General features: G+C 46.7%; 17 protein-coding genes and 1 pseudogene. 11 read left to right on the forward strand and 7 right to left on the reverse strand.

Annotated features, from left to right (window positions below; translation table 11 throughout):
• Positions 1 to 13: 13 nt before the first annotated feature.
• Positions 14 to 493 carry a GNAT family N-acetyltransferase gene (locus KI350_RS06095; protein WP_065644284.1) on the reverse strand — a complete coding sequence of 160 codons (480 nt, stop codon included), beginning with the start codon at positions 491 to 493 and terminating at the stop codon, positions 14 to 16.
• Positions 494 to 787: 294 nt separating this feature from the next.
• Here KI350_RS06095 and KI350_RS06100 point away from each other — a divergent pair, with 294 nt between their 5' ends.
• The 8 genes from KI350_RS06100 to KI350_RS06135 all read left to right on the forward strand — a co-directional run bounded on the left by KI350_RS06100 (position 788) and on the right by KI350_RS06135 (position 8,184).
• Entirely contained in the window at positions 788 to 2,248 is a 1,461-nt protein-coding gene (locus KI350_RS06100) for a tetratricopeptide repeat protein (protein WP_065644285.1), read from the forward strand.
• Between the two features lie 166 nt (positions 2,249 to 2,414).
• On the forward strand, positions 2,415 to 3,365 hold the full coding sequence (trxB, locus tag KI350_RS06105) for a thioredoxin-disulfide reductase (RefSeq protein WP_065644286.1): 951 nt from the start codon (positions 2,415 to 2,417) through the stop codon (positions 3,363 to 3,365).
• A gap of 420 nt (positions 3,366 to 3,785) precedes the next feature.
• Complete coding sequence (locus KI350_RS06110; protein ID WP_003185583.1) at positions 3,786 to 4,250, forward strand: 8-oxo-dGTP diphosphatase; 465 nt, start codon at positions 3,786 to 3,788, stop codon at positions 4,248 to 4,250.
• Positions 4,251 to 4,271: 21 nt separating this feature from the next.
• Entirely contained in the window at positions 4,272 to 5,159 is an 888-nt protein-coding gene (gene rapZ / locus KI350_RS06115) for an RNase adapter RapZ (protein ID WP_020453060.1), read from the forward strand.
• Position 5,160: 1 nt separating this feature from the next.
• Positions 5,161 to 6,114, forward strand: coding sequence for a gluconeogenesis factor YvcK family protein (locus KI350_RS06120; RefSeq protein WP_065644287.1), 954 nt, complete (start codon positions 5,161 to 5,163; stop codon positions 6,112 to 6,114).
• 28 nt (positions 6,115 to 6,142) lie between these two features.
• Entirely contained in the window at positions 6,143 to 7,093 is a 951-nt protein-coding gene (gene whiA / locus KI350_RS06125) for a DNA-binding protein WhiA (protein WP_020453058.1), read from the forward strand.
• 17 nt (positions 7,094 to 7,110) lie between these two features.
• Positions 7,111 to 7,380, forward strand: coding sequence for an HPr family phosphocarrier protein (locus KI350_RS06130; RefSeq protein WP_059230974.1), 270 nt, complete (start codon positions 7,111 to 7,113; stop codon positions 7,378 to 7,380).
• A 45-nt stretch (positions 7,381 to 7,425) separates the two neighbouring features.
• Positions 7,426 to 8,184: an arylamine N-acetyltransferase family protein gene (locus KI350_RS06135; RefSeq protein WP_059230971.1), complete on the forward strand. Its 759-nt coding sequence runs from the start codon at positions 7,426 to 7,428 to the stop codon at positions 8,182 to 8,184.
• Positions 8,185 to 8,250: 66 nt separating this feature from the next.
• Here the strand turns inward: KI350_RS06135 and KI350_RS06140 are convergent, their stop codons facing one another.
• The 3 genes from KI350_RS06140 to KI350_RS06150 all read right to left on the reverse strand — a co-directional run bounded on the left by KI350_RS06140 (position 8,251) and on the right by KI350_RS06150 (position 9,937).
• Complete coding sequence (locus KI350_RS06140; protein WP_059230969.1) at positions 8,251 to 8,526, reverse strand: barstar family protein; 276 nt, start codon at positions 8,524 to 8,526, stop codon at positions 8,251 to 8,253.
• 4 nt (positions 8,527 to 8,530) lie between these two features.
• The gene (locus KI350_RS06145; RefSeq protein WP_059230967.1) at positions 8,531 to 8,986 is read right to left on the reverse strand and encodes a ribonuclease; all 456 of its coding nucleotides are present in this window, start codon (positions 8,984 to 8,986) and stop codon (positions 8,531 to 8,533) included.
• A gap of 255 nt (positions 8,987 to 9,241) precedes the next feature.
• On the reverse strand, positions 9,242 to 9,937 hold the full coding sequence (locus tag KI350_RS06150; RefSeq protein WP_048350579.1) for an ArsR/SmtB family transcription factor: 696 nt from the start codon (positions 9,935 to 9,937) through the stop codon (positions 9,242 to 9,244).
• Between the two features lie 88 nt (positions 9,938 to 10,025).
• Here KI350_RS06150 and KI350_RS06155 point away from each other — a divergent pair, with 88 nt between their 5' ends.
• Complete coding sequence (locus tag KI350_RS06155; RefSeq protein ID WP_065644288.1) at positions 10,026 to 10,625, forward strand: flavin reductase family protein; 600 nt, start codon at positions 10,026 to 10,028, stop codon at positions 10,623 to 10,625.
• A gap of 15 nt (positions 10,626 to 10,640) precedes the next feature.
• On the opposite strand, the gene KI350_RS06160 is transcribed toward KI350_RS06155, so the two are convergent.
• Positions 10,641 to 11,612, reverse strand: coding sequence for a 2-hydroxyacid dehydrogenase (locus tag KI350_RS06160; RefSeq protein WP_020453051.1), 972 nt, complete (start codon positions 11,610 to 11,612; stop codon positions 10,641 to 10,643).
• A gap of 397 nt (positions 11,613 to 12,009) precedes the next feature.
• Between KI350_RS06160 and KI350_RS06165 the strand changes: the two genes are divergently transcribed.
• Together KI350_RS06165 and KI350_RS06170 are read left to right on the forward strand one after the other, a co-directional pair.
• On the forward strand, positions 12,010 to 12,609 hold the full coding sequence (locus tag KI350_RS06165; protein ID WP_020453050.1) for a beta-class carbonic anhydrase: 600 nt from the start codon (positions 12,010 to 12,012) through the stop codon (positions 12,607 to 12,609).
• On the forward strand, positions 12,610 to 14,229 hold the full coding sequence (locus KI350_RS06170; protein WP_065644289.1) for a SulP family inorganic anion transporter: 1,620 nt from the start codon (positions 12,610 to 12,612) through the stop codon (positions 14,227 to 14,229).
• 47 nt (positions 14,230 to 14,276) lie between these two features.
• Here KI350_RS06170 and KI350_RS06175 read toward each other — a convergent pair.
• Positions 14,277 to 15,254, reverse strand: a pseudogene (locus KI350_RS06175) (HD domain-containing protein).
• Complete coding sequence (locus tag KI350_RS06180; RefSeq protein ID WP_020453047.1) at positions 15,241 to 15,576, reverse strand: MazG nucleotide pyrophosphohydrolase domain-containing protein; 336 nt, start codon at positions 15,574 to 15,576, stop codon at positions 15,241 to 15,243. Before KI350_RS06180 ends, KI350_RS06175 begins: the two are co-directional and overlap by 14 nt.
• Positions 15,577 to 15,649 lie beyond the last annotated feature (73 nt).

Consider the following 15,649-nt stretch of genomic DNA (forward strand, 5'->3'; position numbering starts at 1 on the left):
CCCGATAGGGGAGCTATTTGATGTTTAATTTCATCACGATTTGCTCTCCGATCGGCCCCGTTTTTCTTTCCCCTGTGTCTGCAAATCCGGCTTTCACATACAGGTGCTGGGCCGCGGTGTTTTTCACGTTCACAACCAGCACGATTTCATGACAATGGGTGAACGCCTTGGCGACAAACTCAGGAAGCTTGAGCATTCCTTCTTTTGCAAAACCTTTTCCCTGGTGCTTTCTGTCGACGGATAGCGCCGTTAACAGCATGGCTTCCGGGTTGTCCGAGTAGTCTTTTACCCTCTCGGTCGCATGCAGGATAAAAAATCCGACGGGCTTGCCTTCGCTTAACATTACGATTGGAAACTGACCGTCCGTCCGTTTTAAAACCTCTTTCGGCAGCGCGGTAAATCGATGCTGTTCTTCAGGAAGCTCGAATTCGAGAAGCGCAGCTGAATGTACTTCCGAGAAATGCTTCAATTCTATTGATCCGCTTTTTTTCACATGATGATCCCCCTTTCTATTATCATACAATGGGAACGTACATTCGTCACCATCTAGTGCTAAAAAAAGATTTTGCCCGGATGAAAATAAAAAGCGCACTTCCGATAAAAAACCTGCCTTGAGCCTTCTGAAAGCCCTATGCGCTCCGGTGCTCCAAACGTCCGGAATAAAATGGTGAAAAAACCATATGTGGAAAATGAAGAGAATTTTCTCGAAACTTGTTTTTGACCTGTTAAGCCGGCGGGGAACTATGTTATACTACTCACGGTATATAGTTTGAAATGGAGGGTATCTGTGGGAAAGTACACTTCTGAACACCATAAAGATTCGAGAATTGTCCAACTGTTCCAAGATGGGCAATATTTTTATCATAAAGGGCTCAAAGCATATAGAGAACGCAATTTATCCCGCGCGAGCAAGCTCATTCAGAGAGCGATTTTTCTTGAACCGGAAAACACGGGAATGCTGTCCCAACTTGCGGTTATTTACACGGAAATGGGATTTTATCAGCAATCAAATGAACTTTTGGACTTTATCCTGAAGAACATCAACGAAAAAATGACTGAATGCTACTATTTTAAAGCAAACAACTATGCGCACCTCGGTCTTTTTCACGAAGCCTACAAAGCAGCGGAGACTTATTTAAAAGAAGACCCGGACGGCGAGTTCAGCGAGGAAAATGCGGAGCTCCTTGATTTATTGGATATGGGAGAGGAAGATGAGGGCTATTCGCAGTTCGATCAGGACGACTTGATTCTGAAACAGGATCGGGCGAAATCACTGCTGGAAAATGGACAGCTTCAGGAATCAATCGTGATGCTTGAAGAAATCACTTCCGATTACCCCGAGTTTTGGTCGGCTTACAACAACCTTGCACTGGCATATTTTTATGCCGGAGACATTCAGAAAGCCAAAACGACGATTTTTACGGTCTTGGAAAAAAGCCATGGAAACCTGCATGCGCTTTGCAATCTTCTCATTTTTTATCACTATGAACGACGGGACGATAAGGTCGAGTCGCTTTCCGAACAGCTTTCCAATGTTTATCCGATGCTGTTTGAGCAAAGGTATAAGCTCGGCGCCACGCTGTCCCTCGTCGGCAGATACGATCTCGGCTATAAATGGCTGAAATCACTCTACCGCATGGGGTTTGAAGGTGATGAGACCTTTTATTACTGGCTCGCCTGCTCGGCTTATTACACCGGCCGTACTCAATTTGCCCGGTCTGTATGGAAAAAGATGCAGGAAGAGTATCCGGATGACGCCCGCATGGAGCCGTGGAAAGAACGGAAGGAAAAGAAACCTGTCCAGCGGCCGCTTGAGGAGCGCCTTGCCGCGTACTATATCAGCGGAAGAAAAGGGGAAAAAGCCCAGCTGAAAGCGGTGCTTGATTCACAGATGGCAAAAACGCCGTTTGAAGATCAGTTTGTCAGGCTTGTGCTTTACGGGGAAAGCAGTGCAGCCGTTGATTCAAAAGACGCGCTTCTTGCTTACAGAACTGCGAAAGCGATTGAACAAGCGGATCAGTCAGCGATGGAACAGGAGGCCATGTGCTTTTGGATTTTTCATGTCATTCAGCAGATCAGGGCTTACGGCCTTCAGCTGAAAAATGCCGGCGGGCTTGCCGCGGCGATCTATTACATTTGGAAGACAGAGCATCAGGAGCGGCTGACAAAAGCTGAAACTGCAAAAATTTTCCATATATCGCCCGGAACGCTTTCTAAGTACGAACGTACATTAAAAGAACATCTATAGAAACAGGTGTGAACTTCACTGTTCAGCCTGTTTTATTATGTGAGCAAAAAAATAGCGATTATTCATGATATTTTATAGGATATGGGTAAGGAAGATATAAGAAGGGAATCTTATTAAACAGGAATGGACTGCTTGGCAGCATAAGATTCATGAAGGAGTGAACATTGTGTCAGAAGAAAAAATGTATGACGTCATTATTATCGGAGCAGGTCCTGCGGGAATGACGGCAGCCGTTTATACGTCAAGGGCGAACCTGTCGACTTTGATGGTTGAAAGAGGCGTTCCGGGCGGACAGATGGCCAATACGGAGGATGTCGAAAACTATCCGGGATTTGAAAGCATTCTGGGACCCGAGCTTTCAAATAAAATGTTTGAACATGCGAAAAAGTTCGGCGCTGAGTATGCGTATGGCGATATTAAAGAAGTCGTCGATGAAGGAGACTACAAGATCGTCAAAGCGGGATCAAAAGAATTTAAAGCGCGCGCAGTCATCATTACAGCAGGCGCCGAATATAAGAAGCTCGGCGTACCTGGCGAAAAAGAGCTTGGCGGCCGCGGTGTATCTTATTGTGCGGTTTGTGACGGCGCATTCTTTAAAAACAAAGAGCTCGTCGTTGTCGGAGGAGGGGACTCTGCTGTTGAAGAAGGCGTGTACTTAACCCGTTTCGCTTCGAAAGTAACGATCGTCCACCGCCGCGATAAGCTGAGAGCGCAAAGCATCCTTCAGGCGCGCGCGTTTGACAACGAAAAAGTCGACTTTCTCTGGAACAAGACAGTCAAGGAAATTCATGAAAAAGACGGAAAGGTCGGCAAAGTAACGCTGGTCGATACGGTCACGGGCGACGAAGAAGAGTTCCGGACTGACGGCGTCTTTATCTACATCGGTATGCTGCCGCTTTCAGAGCCGTTCAAAAACCTCGGCATTACAAATGAAGAGGGCTACATCGTGACAAATGAACAGATGGAAACAAAAGTCGAAGGTATTTTTGCAGCGGGCGATATCCGTGAGAAAACCCTTCGCCAAATCGTAACGGCAACAGGCGACGGAAGCATTGCCGCACAGAGCGTTCAGCACTATATCGAAGAGCTGAAAGAGAAAGAAAAGGCTGTAAAATAACGTATTTTTATCGTCATCATGATTTAACCGCCCTGTAACACCAGTGAAACAATTATTCGTTATGATGGGTATAGTAATTGACCCCCTTTTATAATGAATTTTATTGGCACGGATGATCTTATCCGTGTCCTTTTTTTGTTTTATTTTCCTATAAAGAGAATTTTTTACAAATTTCACAAGTTGTTCAAATTTTAATATTGAAACGTCCGTTTTTGCTGTAAAATAGAATAAAAGAACGGTTTTCGCAAGCGCTTCCATTCGCTGAAAAAACCGTTTCTTTAAGCTTTACCAGGGAAAAGCCTTAAAGCAGTCCGGAAAAAAGCGATTTTCACGGCGGAACTGCATGTTCATTGTGAGCGGGGACAGGAAGCGGTATAATAGAAAAAAGAATTGAAGGAATAAAAGGATGGGTGACAGACTTTGCAAAGAGTGACGAATTGTGTGCTGACTTCAGGTGATAAAGTCCTGTTGCTGCAAAAGCCCAGACGCGGCTGGTGGGTAGCCCCCGGCGGCAAAATGGAAAGCGGGGAAACCGTCAGGGATGCCGTCATCAGGGAATACCGCGAAGAGACGGGCCTGTATGTGCTGAACCCGCAGCTGAAAGGGATATTCACCTTTATCATAAAAGAAAATGATCAGGTCGTATCTGAATGGATGATGTTCACATTCGTCGCCGATCATTATACAGGTAAACATGTAGAAGAATCGGAAGAAGGCATCATCAGGTGGCATCAGGCGGGAGACGTCGGGAGCCTGCCGATGGCGCCGGGAGACGTCCATATTCTGGATTTTATGCTGAAAGGCAAAGGACTGCTTCACGGCACCTTTACGTATACGCCTGACTTTGAATTGCTGTCCTATCGCCTCGACCCGCAAGGCGAATAAACATAAGAGGGGGAGAGAAGCATGAATGCGAATGGAGGCCATGATATACAGCTTGTGATCATAACCGGAATGTCAGGGGCAGGAAAAACAGTGGCGATTCAAAGCTTTGAGGATCTCGGTTTTTTCTGTGTCGATAATCTGCCGCCATCTTTGCTGCCGAAATTTTTGGAGCTGATGAAGGAATCAAGTTCAAAAATGAGCAAAGTTGCCCTTGTTATGGATTTGCGCGGCCGCGAGTTTTTTGACAGCCTGATTGAAGCGCTTGACGAGATTGGGGAAACATCGTGGATTACCCCGCGAATTTTATTTTTAGATGCCAAGGATTTGGTTCTCGTTTCAAGATATAAAGAGACAAGAAGGTCCCACCCCCTTGCGACAACTGGCCTGCCGCTTGAGGGCATCCGGACGGAACGGGAGCTTCTCGAAGAGCTGAAAGGCCGCTCTCAAATCATTTATGATACATCCGATATGAAACCGAGGGACCTGCGCGAAAAAATCGTCCAGCATTTTGCGGCAGATCACGGACATACCTTTACGGTGAATGTGATGTCATTCGGGTTTAAATACGGATTACCGATCGATGCGGATCTAGTGTTCGACGTAAGGTTTCTTCCGAATCCGTACTATATCGACAGCATGAGGCCGCTGACGGGAAAAGATCAGGAAGTATCTTCGTATGTGATGAAATGGAACGAAACGCAAAAGTTTCTTGAAAAACTGACCGAGCTGCTGAGCTTTATGCTTCCGTCATATAAGCGCGAAGGAAAAAGCCAGCTGGTCATCGCGATTGGCTGCACAGGCGGACAGCATCGCTCTGTGACGCTTGCTGAATACCTTGCCGATTACTATAAAAAGGACTACTATACTCATGTTACTCACCGGGACATCGAGAAGAAAAGTAGAAAATAGCATGGCAGATCAGAAAAAAATCGCAATCTTTGGCGGAGGAACTGGCCTTTCGGTATTGCTCAGAGGATTGAAGCAACAGCCCGTTGACATTACGGCGATTGTGACGGTCGCAGATGACGGCGGAAGCTCGGGGAGGCTGCGTGATGAGCTTAAAATTCCCCCGCCGGGGGATATCAGAAATGTGCTCGCTGCACTGTCTGATGTTGAACCGCTTGTTGAAGACCTGTTCCAGCACCGCTTCTCTAAAGGCGGCGATTTAATCGGCCATTCATTGGGAAATTTGATTTTGGCGGCGATGACGAATATAACCGGTGATTTCTTTCACGCCGTCACTGAAATGAGCAAAGTTTTAAATGTGAGGGGAAGGGTTCTGCCCGCGGCCAATACCAGCGTTGTCCTTCATGCAGAAATGGATGACGGACAGGTCATATCCGGGGAATCGACGATTCCGTCTTACGGGAAGCAGATTAAACGGGTGTTTTTAACCCCTGAAAAAATTGAACCCGTCCCGGAAACGATTGATGTAATCCGCGGCGCCGACCTGATTATTCTCGGCCCCGGAAGCCTGTATACGAGCATCTTGCCGAACCTTCTCGTTCCGAAGATAAGGGAAGAAATATTAAACGCCCCGGCAAAAAAAGTTTATATTTGCAATGTGATGACCCAGCCGGGAGAAACGCTGTACTACAGCGCAGCCGATCATGTAAAAGCGCTTAACGAGCATATGGGCGGTCCGTTTATTGATACGATCCTCGTCAACAATGAGGAAATCCCGGACGACATCCGGGAACGCTATGCGAAGGAGCAGGCACAGCCCGTCCAGTTTAACATTGAAGATCTGTCTGCGATGGGGCTTGAGGTCATCAAAGATCAGATTGTGACATACGAGAATGGCGTGATCCGTCATGATACACATAAAGTCGCTTCGCTACTTGTTGATTTGTTAAAAGAATAGCAGGCCTTGGAATGGGGGTGTCTATAATATGTCATTTGCATCGGAAACGAAAAAAGAACTTACAAACCTTGAAGTAAAGGATTGCTGCGCGAAAGCAGAGCTCTCTGCCCTCATTCGGATGAACGGTTCATTGTCTTTCTCAAACCGAAAAGTGGTTCTCGACGTCCAGACCGAGAACGCGGCCATCGCCAGAAGAATTTACACATTGCTGAAGAAACAATACGATGTTTCCGTTGAACTGCTCGTTCGAAAGAAAATGAGACTGAAAAAGAACAATGTCTACATCGTACGCCTGATCGAAAATGCCAAGCTGATTCTCGAGGACTTGAAAATACTCGGAGACAACTTTGTCATTGCCAGAAACATCTCGGAAGACTTAGTCAAAAAACGATGCTGCAAACGTTCTTATATGAGAGGGGCTTTTTTAGCCGGGGGTTCTGTCAACAATCCCGAGACATCTTCTTACCACCTCGAAATTTTTTCGCTGTACAAAGAGCATAATGATTCATTGTGCAGGCTCATGAATCAGTTTCATTTAAACAGCAAAACGCTTGAGCGGAAAAAAGGGTACATCACGTATCTGAAGGAAGCTGAAAAAATCACCGAGTTTTTGAATGTGATCGGCGCGCATAATTCGCTGCTCCGCTTTGAAGATGTCCGGATCGTTCGCGATATGAGAAACTCGGTCAACCGGCTCGTTAATTGCGAGACGGCCAATCTAAACAAAACGATTGGCGCTTCTCTGCGGCAGGTGGAAAACATTAAGCTGATCGACGAACGAATCGGGCTTGATGCGCTACCGGAAAAGCTGAGGGAAATCGCCCAGCTCCGCATTGATTATCAGGAAGTAACCTTAAAGGAGCTCGGGGAAATGGTGTCGAGCGGAAAAATCAGCAAATCGGGCATCAACCACCGGCTTAGGAAACTGGATGAAATAGCTGAGCAGCTGCGTTCAGGACAATCTGTCTCTTTAAAATAGGGAATGGGGGAGATCGTATGGTTCAACAAAAGGTGGAAATTCTTTTGAAAACGGGGCTTCAAGCGCGCCCGGCGGCATTGTTTGTTCAAGAAGCCAACCGTTTTCAATCAGATATTTTTCTGGAAAAGGGAGATAAAAAAGTGAATGCCAAAAGCATCATGGGGCTGATGAGCCTGGCTGTCAGCACCGGATCGGAAGTCACGCTGATCGCTGACGGATCCGATGAACAAGATGCTCTTGCTGCATTGACTGCATATGTTCAAGAGAAACAAGCTAAACCTTTATGAGGTTTGGCTTTTTCTCATCGATTCAAAGCGGAAGGAGAATAACCGATGACGACGATGCTTGATTCGCTGTTTAAAAGGATCGGATATAAGCCCGGTCAGCAGGTGACATTTGCTGACTTGCCCGAGTTTTTATCGCTGCTGGCTTTACAGTTTCCTTTTGAAAATGGCGCGGTTTTAAGAAATGAACGGATTTCGATGACGAAAACAGAGCTGACGGAAGCCTTGCTGAACAATAAAAGGGGCGGTTTATGCTATGATTTGAACGCCTTTCTTTACTATGTGCTGACAGAGCTCGGCTTTTCCGTTCACATGGTACGCGGGACGGTTTTTAATGCAAAAGAACAGGCGTGGGCGCTGACGGGAACGCATGTCGCCGTTATTTTGCGGGAAGGCGATGAAACCTATTTGCTTGATACTGGATTCGGCATCAACCTGCCGCTTGCACCCGTTCCGTTCTCAGGTGAACCGATCACCTCAAAAACAGGAGCTTATCGTATCAGGAAAACAAAGACAGATAAAGGCGATTACCTTCTTGAAATGGATAAGGGAGAGGGATGGCAGATCGGCTACGCGTTTTCGCTGACGCCAATCGATGAAGCAGCGCTTACGTGCGTGCGGGATGCGGTTTTCGATGAGGAAGCGTCTCCCTTTAATAAAAACCCGCTCGCTTCCAAGCTGACAAAGGACGGAAAGTTAATTTTGTCGAAGGATCACTTCACAAAGCAAACCGGGAGCGGTTTGACGAAAGAAGATGTGAACGCCGGAGATTTCCAGACCATTTTCAGTCAAGCATTTTTTGACTGAAGAACCGCTGCGGGCATCAATTAAAATAAGCGGACGCCTGTCTGCAGCGCCCGCTCGTTTTCTGTTTTATCCTTCTGTTTTCAGCTGAAAGCCGTCCAGTGTTTCTTCGGCCTCGCGAAAAAGCTGCAAATATGCTTCGGCTTGATCGCCCAAGTAAATCCGGCTTTTTTCGACATTCTTCCACTCGATCAGCAAAGGCATGCTGATCCAGCCAGTCAGACAATCCCACAGCGCGTCTAGGTTCTCGCCATAGTAGTCCGGAAGCTCCAGCTGTTCTTTTAATGCTTGGTGAAGATCTGATACATTCGCGATCTTGTCTCCGTTTAAAGTGACTTGTTTCATATGATCATCTCATTCTCGTAAACGTTTTATAGTGGTCAGTTGTTTTATAAACCAGTCTGTCGTTGGAATAGACGATCCGGTCTGACCCCCGGAATCCCGATGTATAGTTGATGTCGGCTTCTCTCCATACGCGTCCGGACGCATCTGGAAGCAGCTTTTCTCTGTTTTGAAAGATATCGCCGCCGATGCTTTTACCAGGCGCTACTTCTGCCAGGTTGCCTTTTTGCGGGTCCCAGCCTAATTTTGACGCCTCGGCTTTTGTGATGAAGTTGTCAGGCAGCCTGCCGTATTTCACAATATAGTCGGCAACACCTTCAAATGTATTGATGACTTCATTTGACTGAACAGTACCGCCTTTTTCTGCATGCGGCCCTTCAGCTGAGCTTGTGAAAAGGTTCCCCGCCAGAAAGCCCAGCGCGAGAACAATCCCAAGCGCAAGTGTGGATAATATTTTTTTCACGGATAAAGTCCTCCCTGTCTTTAGACTTTATAGCATAAACATGAAGAATGTGCCTTCATGTGATTGAACAGCCGCATTTCCTCATTTCTATATTCCGTCTGTAATCATATTGAATTGTACCTCAAAACATGCTCAGAAATATTATAGTATTGTAAATTTTCCATGAAACCCGGGGACGGGAACGGATCGCCGCGTTTCCTATTTGACTCCCACAATGTTAGTCAAGATCTGAAGAAAAAAACCGACTGTTTTTCATCAGTTCTTTTCAATGGAAATGTGAAATAGGCGGTAAAGTTCCTTTGCGCCTGCAGGCGTGACTGCAACGGCCCGTGTGCGCGGGCGCCGCTCGATCCAGCCCATGCGGATAAAAGCGTCGAGCAGTGCGGAGCCCAGGGCACCGGCAATGTGATGCCGCCTTTCACTCCAATCCAGGCATTTATGGCAAAAAGAGCGCCGTTTCTTTTTGACTTCCCCAACATCGATGCCAAGTTCCTTCAAAAATAATTCTCCTGCTTCAGTCACGGTAAAAGCCGTCTCTTCTTCTTTCAACACGCCCATCTCCACGAGCCGCTCCGCAAGTGTGACGCCGAGCGATCCAGCCAAGTGATCATAGCATGTCCGCGCTTTTCTGACCGCCCGATCTTCGGCTGACTGCCGGAAAGAGCGAATTTCAGCAGGGGGGGCTATGTTGAGCAGAGTTTCCAGCGATTGTGCAACTTTGCCATCTTTGAGCCGGTAATAGCGGTGCCGTCCTTGCTTCCGGCATGTCAGCATTTCGGCGTCAAGCAGTTTGGAAAGGTGAAAGCTTGCTGTCTGCTGTTTGATTCCCGCATATCCGGCCAGCTCGGTAGCTGTATAAAACCGGTCATCAAGCAATGCGGTTAAAATCGCGGCCCGCGACGGATCGGTGACAAGCTTGGCGACCTCGGCGATATTCGGATTCACGGTCATGACACTTCCTCCTAAAATGTAATCGATACTTCGATGTTAATTGAAATATTGGAGAATTACAATAAAAGCATAAAAGGAGGAGACCGATATGCATCTAAACAGCAAAATTATTCAGCCAAGCATTTTATACTACGGAACACCCGTCATTTTGCTCAGCACGCTGAACGAAGACGGTTCCACGAATCTCAGCCCGCTTTCCTCTTCTTGGGCGCTTGGGGATTCGATCGTACTCGGCGTCAGCACCTGCGGCAAAGCATTGGAGAATTTAGAGAGACAAGCCGGATGTGTCATCAATGTGCCGGATTCATCTTTATGGAGCAATGTAGAACGGCTCGCTTCCTATACCGGCAAACGATGCGTTCCGGAAGAAAAAAAGCGGCTCGGCTTTACATACCTTAAAGAAAAGTTTGCAGCCGGCGGATTTACGGCAGCAGATTCCCTGGCGGTGAAACCTGACAGAGTCGCCGATTGTCCGCTTCAAATTGAAGCGGAAGCCGTCAATATCCGCATTCCGGAACATTCACCGTATTTTGCCGTCATTGAAACAAAAGTGCTTCATGTGCACGCACATGAAGCGATTATAAAAGGGGAACACCACATCGATCCTCAAAAATGGGGGCCTTTAATTTATCTTTTTAGACACTATTTTGGTTTAGGACGCGAGCTCGGCAAAACATTCCGGGCCTGAATGTAAGAATGTGCGTCATCTCAGTTCTTTGACTATATCTTTTGGCTGTCTGCCCTGAAGACCGTCAATCAGGTTTTGGACGGCGCTTTTCAGCATGTTGACGTGTGTGACAAGAGTGGATGATCCAATGTGGGGAACGAGGGTCACATTGGAAAGGCTTAGGAGCGGATTGTCTTTTTCAATCGGCTCCTTTTCAAATACATCAAGTCCGGCTCCTTTAATCCATCCTTCTTTCAGCGCTTGAATCAACGCTTGTTCGTCAACGGTTTTGCCGCGGGAGATGTTGATGAAAATGGATGACGGTTTCATTTTTTTGAATTCAGCTTCGCCGATAAGGCGGTATGTCTCATCTGTGAGCGGTGTGATCAGAACAATGAAATCCGAGCGTTCCAACAATTCATGAAAGCCCGTATAAACCGCGCCGGTTTTTTTCTCTGTGTCGGGTTTGCGGCTGCGGCTGTAATAGAGCACTTCCATATCAAAACCCAAGGCCGCCCGTTTGGCGACTTGTTCTCCGATTCGTCCCATTCCGATGATGCCGAGCGTCCGGTGATGGACATCGCATCCGAACAAGCTTTCATCATCCTCTGATTTGGTCCATTTTCCATCGCGGATGTAGCGGTCGAGCTCGGCGATTCGCCGCGCTGAGGAAAGGATCAGACCGAAAGCGAGGTCTGCGACTGTGCCGTCAAGAATGTATGGTGTGTGAGTGCCGATAACCGATTTTTCTTTCATTGCTTCAATGTCAAAGTTGTCATAGCCGACGGAGTTGTTGCTGACGATTTTTAACTTCGGCGCATTGCATAATAATTCACGGTTGATTTTTGTCCCTGAGGTTAAAAGACCGTCTGCTTCCTTGATTTTTTCGAGCAGGGTCGATCTGGGAATGCGCTCGCGCGAAGTCCAAATTTCATATGTGCAGTGTTCGGCGAGCATCTCTTCGATTTCTTTTGGGACCGGTTTTGTGACATATACAAACGGTTTCATCTGCATTCTCCTTCCGCGTATCATCTGCTTCTATTATAGAGGAAAAACGGCTTCTATAAAAATCAAAGTCTGTTCCGAATAAACGCAGGACTATCAGCTCAATTATTGTTGTTTAGAAAATCATAGATACTTATTTCAGTTTTTTAATTTATTTTAATGCATTTTTATAACTATAAATCCAAATATTAGATGTTCTATTTTGCTTCCAGTTCTATTTTTATAGGTGAAGAACAGTGTAGATTTTATTATTTTAGAAAGATATAAAATTAGACTTTTTAAAATATTCAGTACATTTATAGTGAATTTTTTGATTCGAATCCAAATCGAAAAACCATGTGCTATAATTCGGCTGTAACAATATCAAGGTCATATGACTATGAAAAGGAGTGAGAGAGAAATGGCGATTTTAACTTCCATTTTGAAGCGAAATCAGTCTTTTGTAGAGGAAAAGGGGTACGAGTTTTATGAAACGACAAAATTTCCGGAGAAGAAACTTGTGATTTTGACATGTATGGACACGCGTTTATTAGAACTGCTCCATCATGCAATGGGGTTAAGAAATGGAGACGCAAAAATCATTAAGAATGCGGGGGCCGTTGTTTCTCACCCTTTTGGAAGCGTCATGCGCAGCATTCTTGTGGCTGTCTATGAGCTGCAGGCTGAAGAAGTCTGCGTGATCGGCCACCATGAGTGCGGTATGGCAAGCCTGAACGCTTCATCTATCCTTCAAAAGGCCAAACAGCGGGGGATTGATGATGGCTGTCTCGAACTCCTGCAGCATTCAGGCATCGACTTGGACACATGGATGACGGGCTTTGACAGCGTTGAAGACAGCGTCAGCCACAGCGTGAACATGGTTCGGAATCATCCGCTGATGCCTTCAGACGTTCCGGTGCACGGATTGGTGATTGATCCAAAGACCGGCCGTTTGGATGTTGTGGAAGATGGTTATTCACGTGAAGACGTTTTGCTTTCGGAAATGGGGAGGATAGATTGAATGTTACGTTTTTCAGGCAGATTTGAAGGATACAGCCTTAAACGGTTTCAAAAAGATATTGTAGCAGGAATGGTCGTTGGAGTCGTCGCAATTCCGCTTGGCATGGCTTTTGCCATAGCTTCGGGGGTGAAACCGGAACACGGTCTTTACACAGTGATTGTCGCCGGTATTTTGATTTCGCTTCTCGGCGGGTCGAAATACCAGATTGGCGGACCGACAGGCGCTTTTGTTCCGATCCTGTTCGCTATTGTGCTCCAATACGGATTTGAGAATCTGCTGATTGCCGGTTTTATGGCCGGAGTGATTCTCGTCATATTAGGGCTGCTAAAACTCGGCAAGATTATCAAGTTTATTCCGCGGCCGGTGATCATCGGGTTTACGGCCGGCATCGCAGTGATTATTTTCACCGGAGAAATCGCCAAGTTTTTAGGTTTGAGGAATGTTGAGAAGCATGAGAGTTTTTATATGAATATGCGAGAGGTTGTCATCAACCTGAACACGCTCAGCTTCTACAGCATTTTGACGGCTGTCGTATCGCTCTTCTTTGTGCTGTTTACGCCAAAGATTCTGCCGAAAGTGCCGGGAGCGCTTGCAGGCTTGCTTGTATCGACGGTCATGGCCACGATGATGTTTCCTGAACAGGTGGTAACGATCGGCTCAGCTTACGGCGAAATTCCGCGCAGCTTGCCGAGCTTTCAATTTCCTGAATTGTCATTGGAAAAAATCATTTACCTGCTGCCTCCCGCTCTTGCGATTGCGATGCTCGGCGGAATCGAATCGCTGCTTTCCGCGATGGTGGCAGACAATATGAAGGGAACAAGGCATGACAGCAATAAAGAGCTTGTCGGCCAGGGGGTTGCGAACATTGCCGCACCGCTGTTCGGCGGAATTCCGGCGACAGGCGCGATTGCCCGTACGGCAACCAATATTAAAACGGGTGCTGCTTCTCCGATTTCAGGGATCGTGCACGGCGTGTTTGTTTTATTGGTCCTGCTTTTGTTTGCGCCATACGCTTCCCTTATCCCGCTTGCAAGCATGTCGCCGATTTTAATGGTGGTCGCTTGGAATATGAGTGAGCGGAAAGAGTTTGTAAACATTTTGAAAATTAAGAATTCCGACTCTGCCGTGCTTGTCGTCACATTTCTTTTAACGGTTTGGCAGGACCTTGTATTTGGAGTGGCGGCCGGGATCCTGCTGGCGATCATCACCTTTATCGTCAGAATGAGCAAATCGTTCCGCATTAAAAAGGATGTGTCTGAATCGATCGTCCAGTCGGCTGCTGCAGCGGAAGAAAAGAAATTCCACCGCTCTGTCAGCATCTATTCTGTTGAAGGCCCGCTGTTTTTCGGCTCATCGAATTCATTGGAGGATTCAATTTTGGACAAAGGCCACCCGCCAAAACTCCTCATCCTGCTTATGAACAAAGTAGACTACATGGATTCTTCCGCAGAAGGCAGCTTGATGACGATCGTCAACCGTGTCCACCAGCAAAACGGCAAAGTGATGATTGTCGGGCTGCAGCAGCAGCCGCGTGAGCTTCTTCATAAAACAGGGCTGTTTCATAAAATCGGCAAAAAGCATTTTGTCGACAGGCCTGAACAAATATTTGACGTGACATAACTGAAGAAAACCGCCTGTTCCGGGCTGACCGAAGCAGGCGGTTGCTTTTATTCGGCGGCTTTTACATATGTGCCTTTTTTCATTGTGGCTATTGCCGTTTCTTTCATCAAAAGGACGTCTTTTGAAAGTGTGGAGGCGGGGACTTTTCTTCCGTTAACGGCGACTTTTGGATCGATCCATCTTACCTTTAAAGTTTGATGAAAAGTAAAATCGTCTTCGTCTCCTTGCTTAACGCTCTGGCTCGCTGTACTGAGCCTTTCAAGCGTTTCCCGGAAGCACGCTTTTTGCTTTAGCATCGCAAGCAGTTCCGTGTCGGTTTTGAAAAAATCGCGTCCCGTGATGATACGCATGTCAAGCGCCTTTTTCAGCATTTGGCTGAGTGTACAGAGCGCATATACATTGAGGGGATTCATAAAGAAGTCAATTACCTCTTGATAGTAAAGGCGGGTGAACCATTCGGCGTGCTCTGTCGAAGTGCAGCAGATTTCGCCTTCGACAACGGTCAGTCCGGTTTCTAAAAATCGTCGAATCTCTTCTTGGTCGCCAAACCCGTAGGCTAAAGAGTCGCGAAGCGTGTAATCGATGCGATCCGCACATAATGAAGGAGCCGGCTGCTCCAGCAGCGTCCATTTTTTTTCATCGTATAAGATATCTTCATCTTTGAATCCGTATGTATCCAGAATCCAGGGGATATCAGATTACTTGACCCATTGCCGAAACATCTGTTCATGGTAATCTTCGTTTTCCATGTTAAATACATCATCAGCCACATGGGAAAATGCCGTATGGGAAACATCGTGAAGCAAACCTGCAATTTGTTCTTCAAGGCTTCCGCCAAGCCTGCGGATCAAAAGCATAACCCCGATGCTGTGTTCGCAGCGGCTGATGTTCCATGCGGGATTGACGAGAAAGCATGCTCCGCCTTGGTGAATCCCATTTAGACGCTGAACGGCTTTTGAATGAATGAGGTCTGTCAGCACAGGCTCCAAATCTGCCTCGCCGTAAAGGCGGTCATTGATCTTCATGATGCTCTCCTGCAAATCTTTTCGTCAGTTTGCGGCGGTGGGCATCCATCATGTCTTCCAATGAAACATCGTATATGCCGGCAAGCATAATCAAATTCCCCATCACATCGCCCATTTCTTCGATCAGTTCCTTTTTCAGTTCAGCAGCCGGCCGTTTTGCTTCATCAGGACGGTCTCTTCCGATTTCGTATGCCCTGACCGCTCTCGCCAGTTCACCGGCCTCTTCCATTAAAAATCCCATCCGGATGAAAGGTCCGTATTCGCTCCATCCCCTTTTCCGATAAAATGTCTTTGTCCATTGCTCCGCGTCTGTGATTGTCATAAGTCTACACTCCCATTTAGAAATTCAATTATATTATCGCACACGGAACAAACAATATATAGTACAATGTTAA

The sequence above is a fragment of the Bacillus sp. J41TS8 genome (assembly GCF_018333035.1).
Lineage (GTDB): Bacteria > Bacillota > Bacilli > Bacillales > Bacillaceae > Bacillus > Bacillus paralicheniformis.

Coding starts and splice junctions, on each gene's coding strand:
- KI350_RS06155 (WP_065644288.1), top strand. CDS start 10,026: ATGCATCTAAACAGCAAAATTATTCAGCCAAGCATTTTATACTACGGA.
- KI350_RS06170 (WP_065644289.1), top strand. CDS start 12,610: ATGTTACGTTTTTCAGGCAGATTTGAAGGATACAGCCTTAAACGGTTT.
- KI350_RS06160 (WP_020453051.1), bottom strand. CDS start 11,612: ATGAAACCGTTTGTATATGTCACAAAACCGGTCCCAAAAGAAATCGAA.
- whiA (WP_020453058.1), top strand. CDS start 6,143: ATGTCATTTGCATCGGAAACGAAAAAAGAACTTACAAACCTTGAAGTA.
- KI350_RS06150 (WP_048350579.1), bottom strand. CDS start 9,937: ATGACCGTGAATCCGAATATCGCCGAGGTCGCCAAGCTTGTCACCGAT.
- KI350_RS06130 (WP_059230974.1), top strand. CDS start 7,111: ATGGTTCAACAAAAGGTGGAAATTCTTTTGAAAACGGGGCTTCAAGCG.
- KI350_RS06180 (WP_020453047.1), bottom strand. CDS start 15,576: ATGACAATCACAGACGCGGAGCAATGGACAAAGACATTTTATCGGAAA.
- KI350_RS06135 (WP_059230971.1), top strand. CDS start 7,426: ATGACGACGATGCTTGATTCGCTGTTTAAAAGGATCGGATATAAGCCC.
- KI350_RS06165 (WP_020453050.1), top strand. CDS start 12,010: ATGGCGATTTTAACTTCCATTTTGAAGCGAAATCAGTCTTTTGTAGAG.
- KI350_RS06120 (WP_065644287.1), top strand. CDS start 5,161: ATGGCAGATCAGAAAAAAATCGCAATCTTTGGCGGAGGAACTGGCCTT.
- rapZ (WP_020453060.1), top strand. CDS start 4,272: ATGAATGCGAATGGAGGCCATGATATACAGCTTGTGATCATAACCGGA.
- KI350_RS06140 (WP_059230969.1), bottom strand. CDS start 8,526: ATGAAACAAGTCACTTTAAACGGAGACAAGATCGCGAATGTATCAGAT.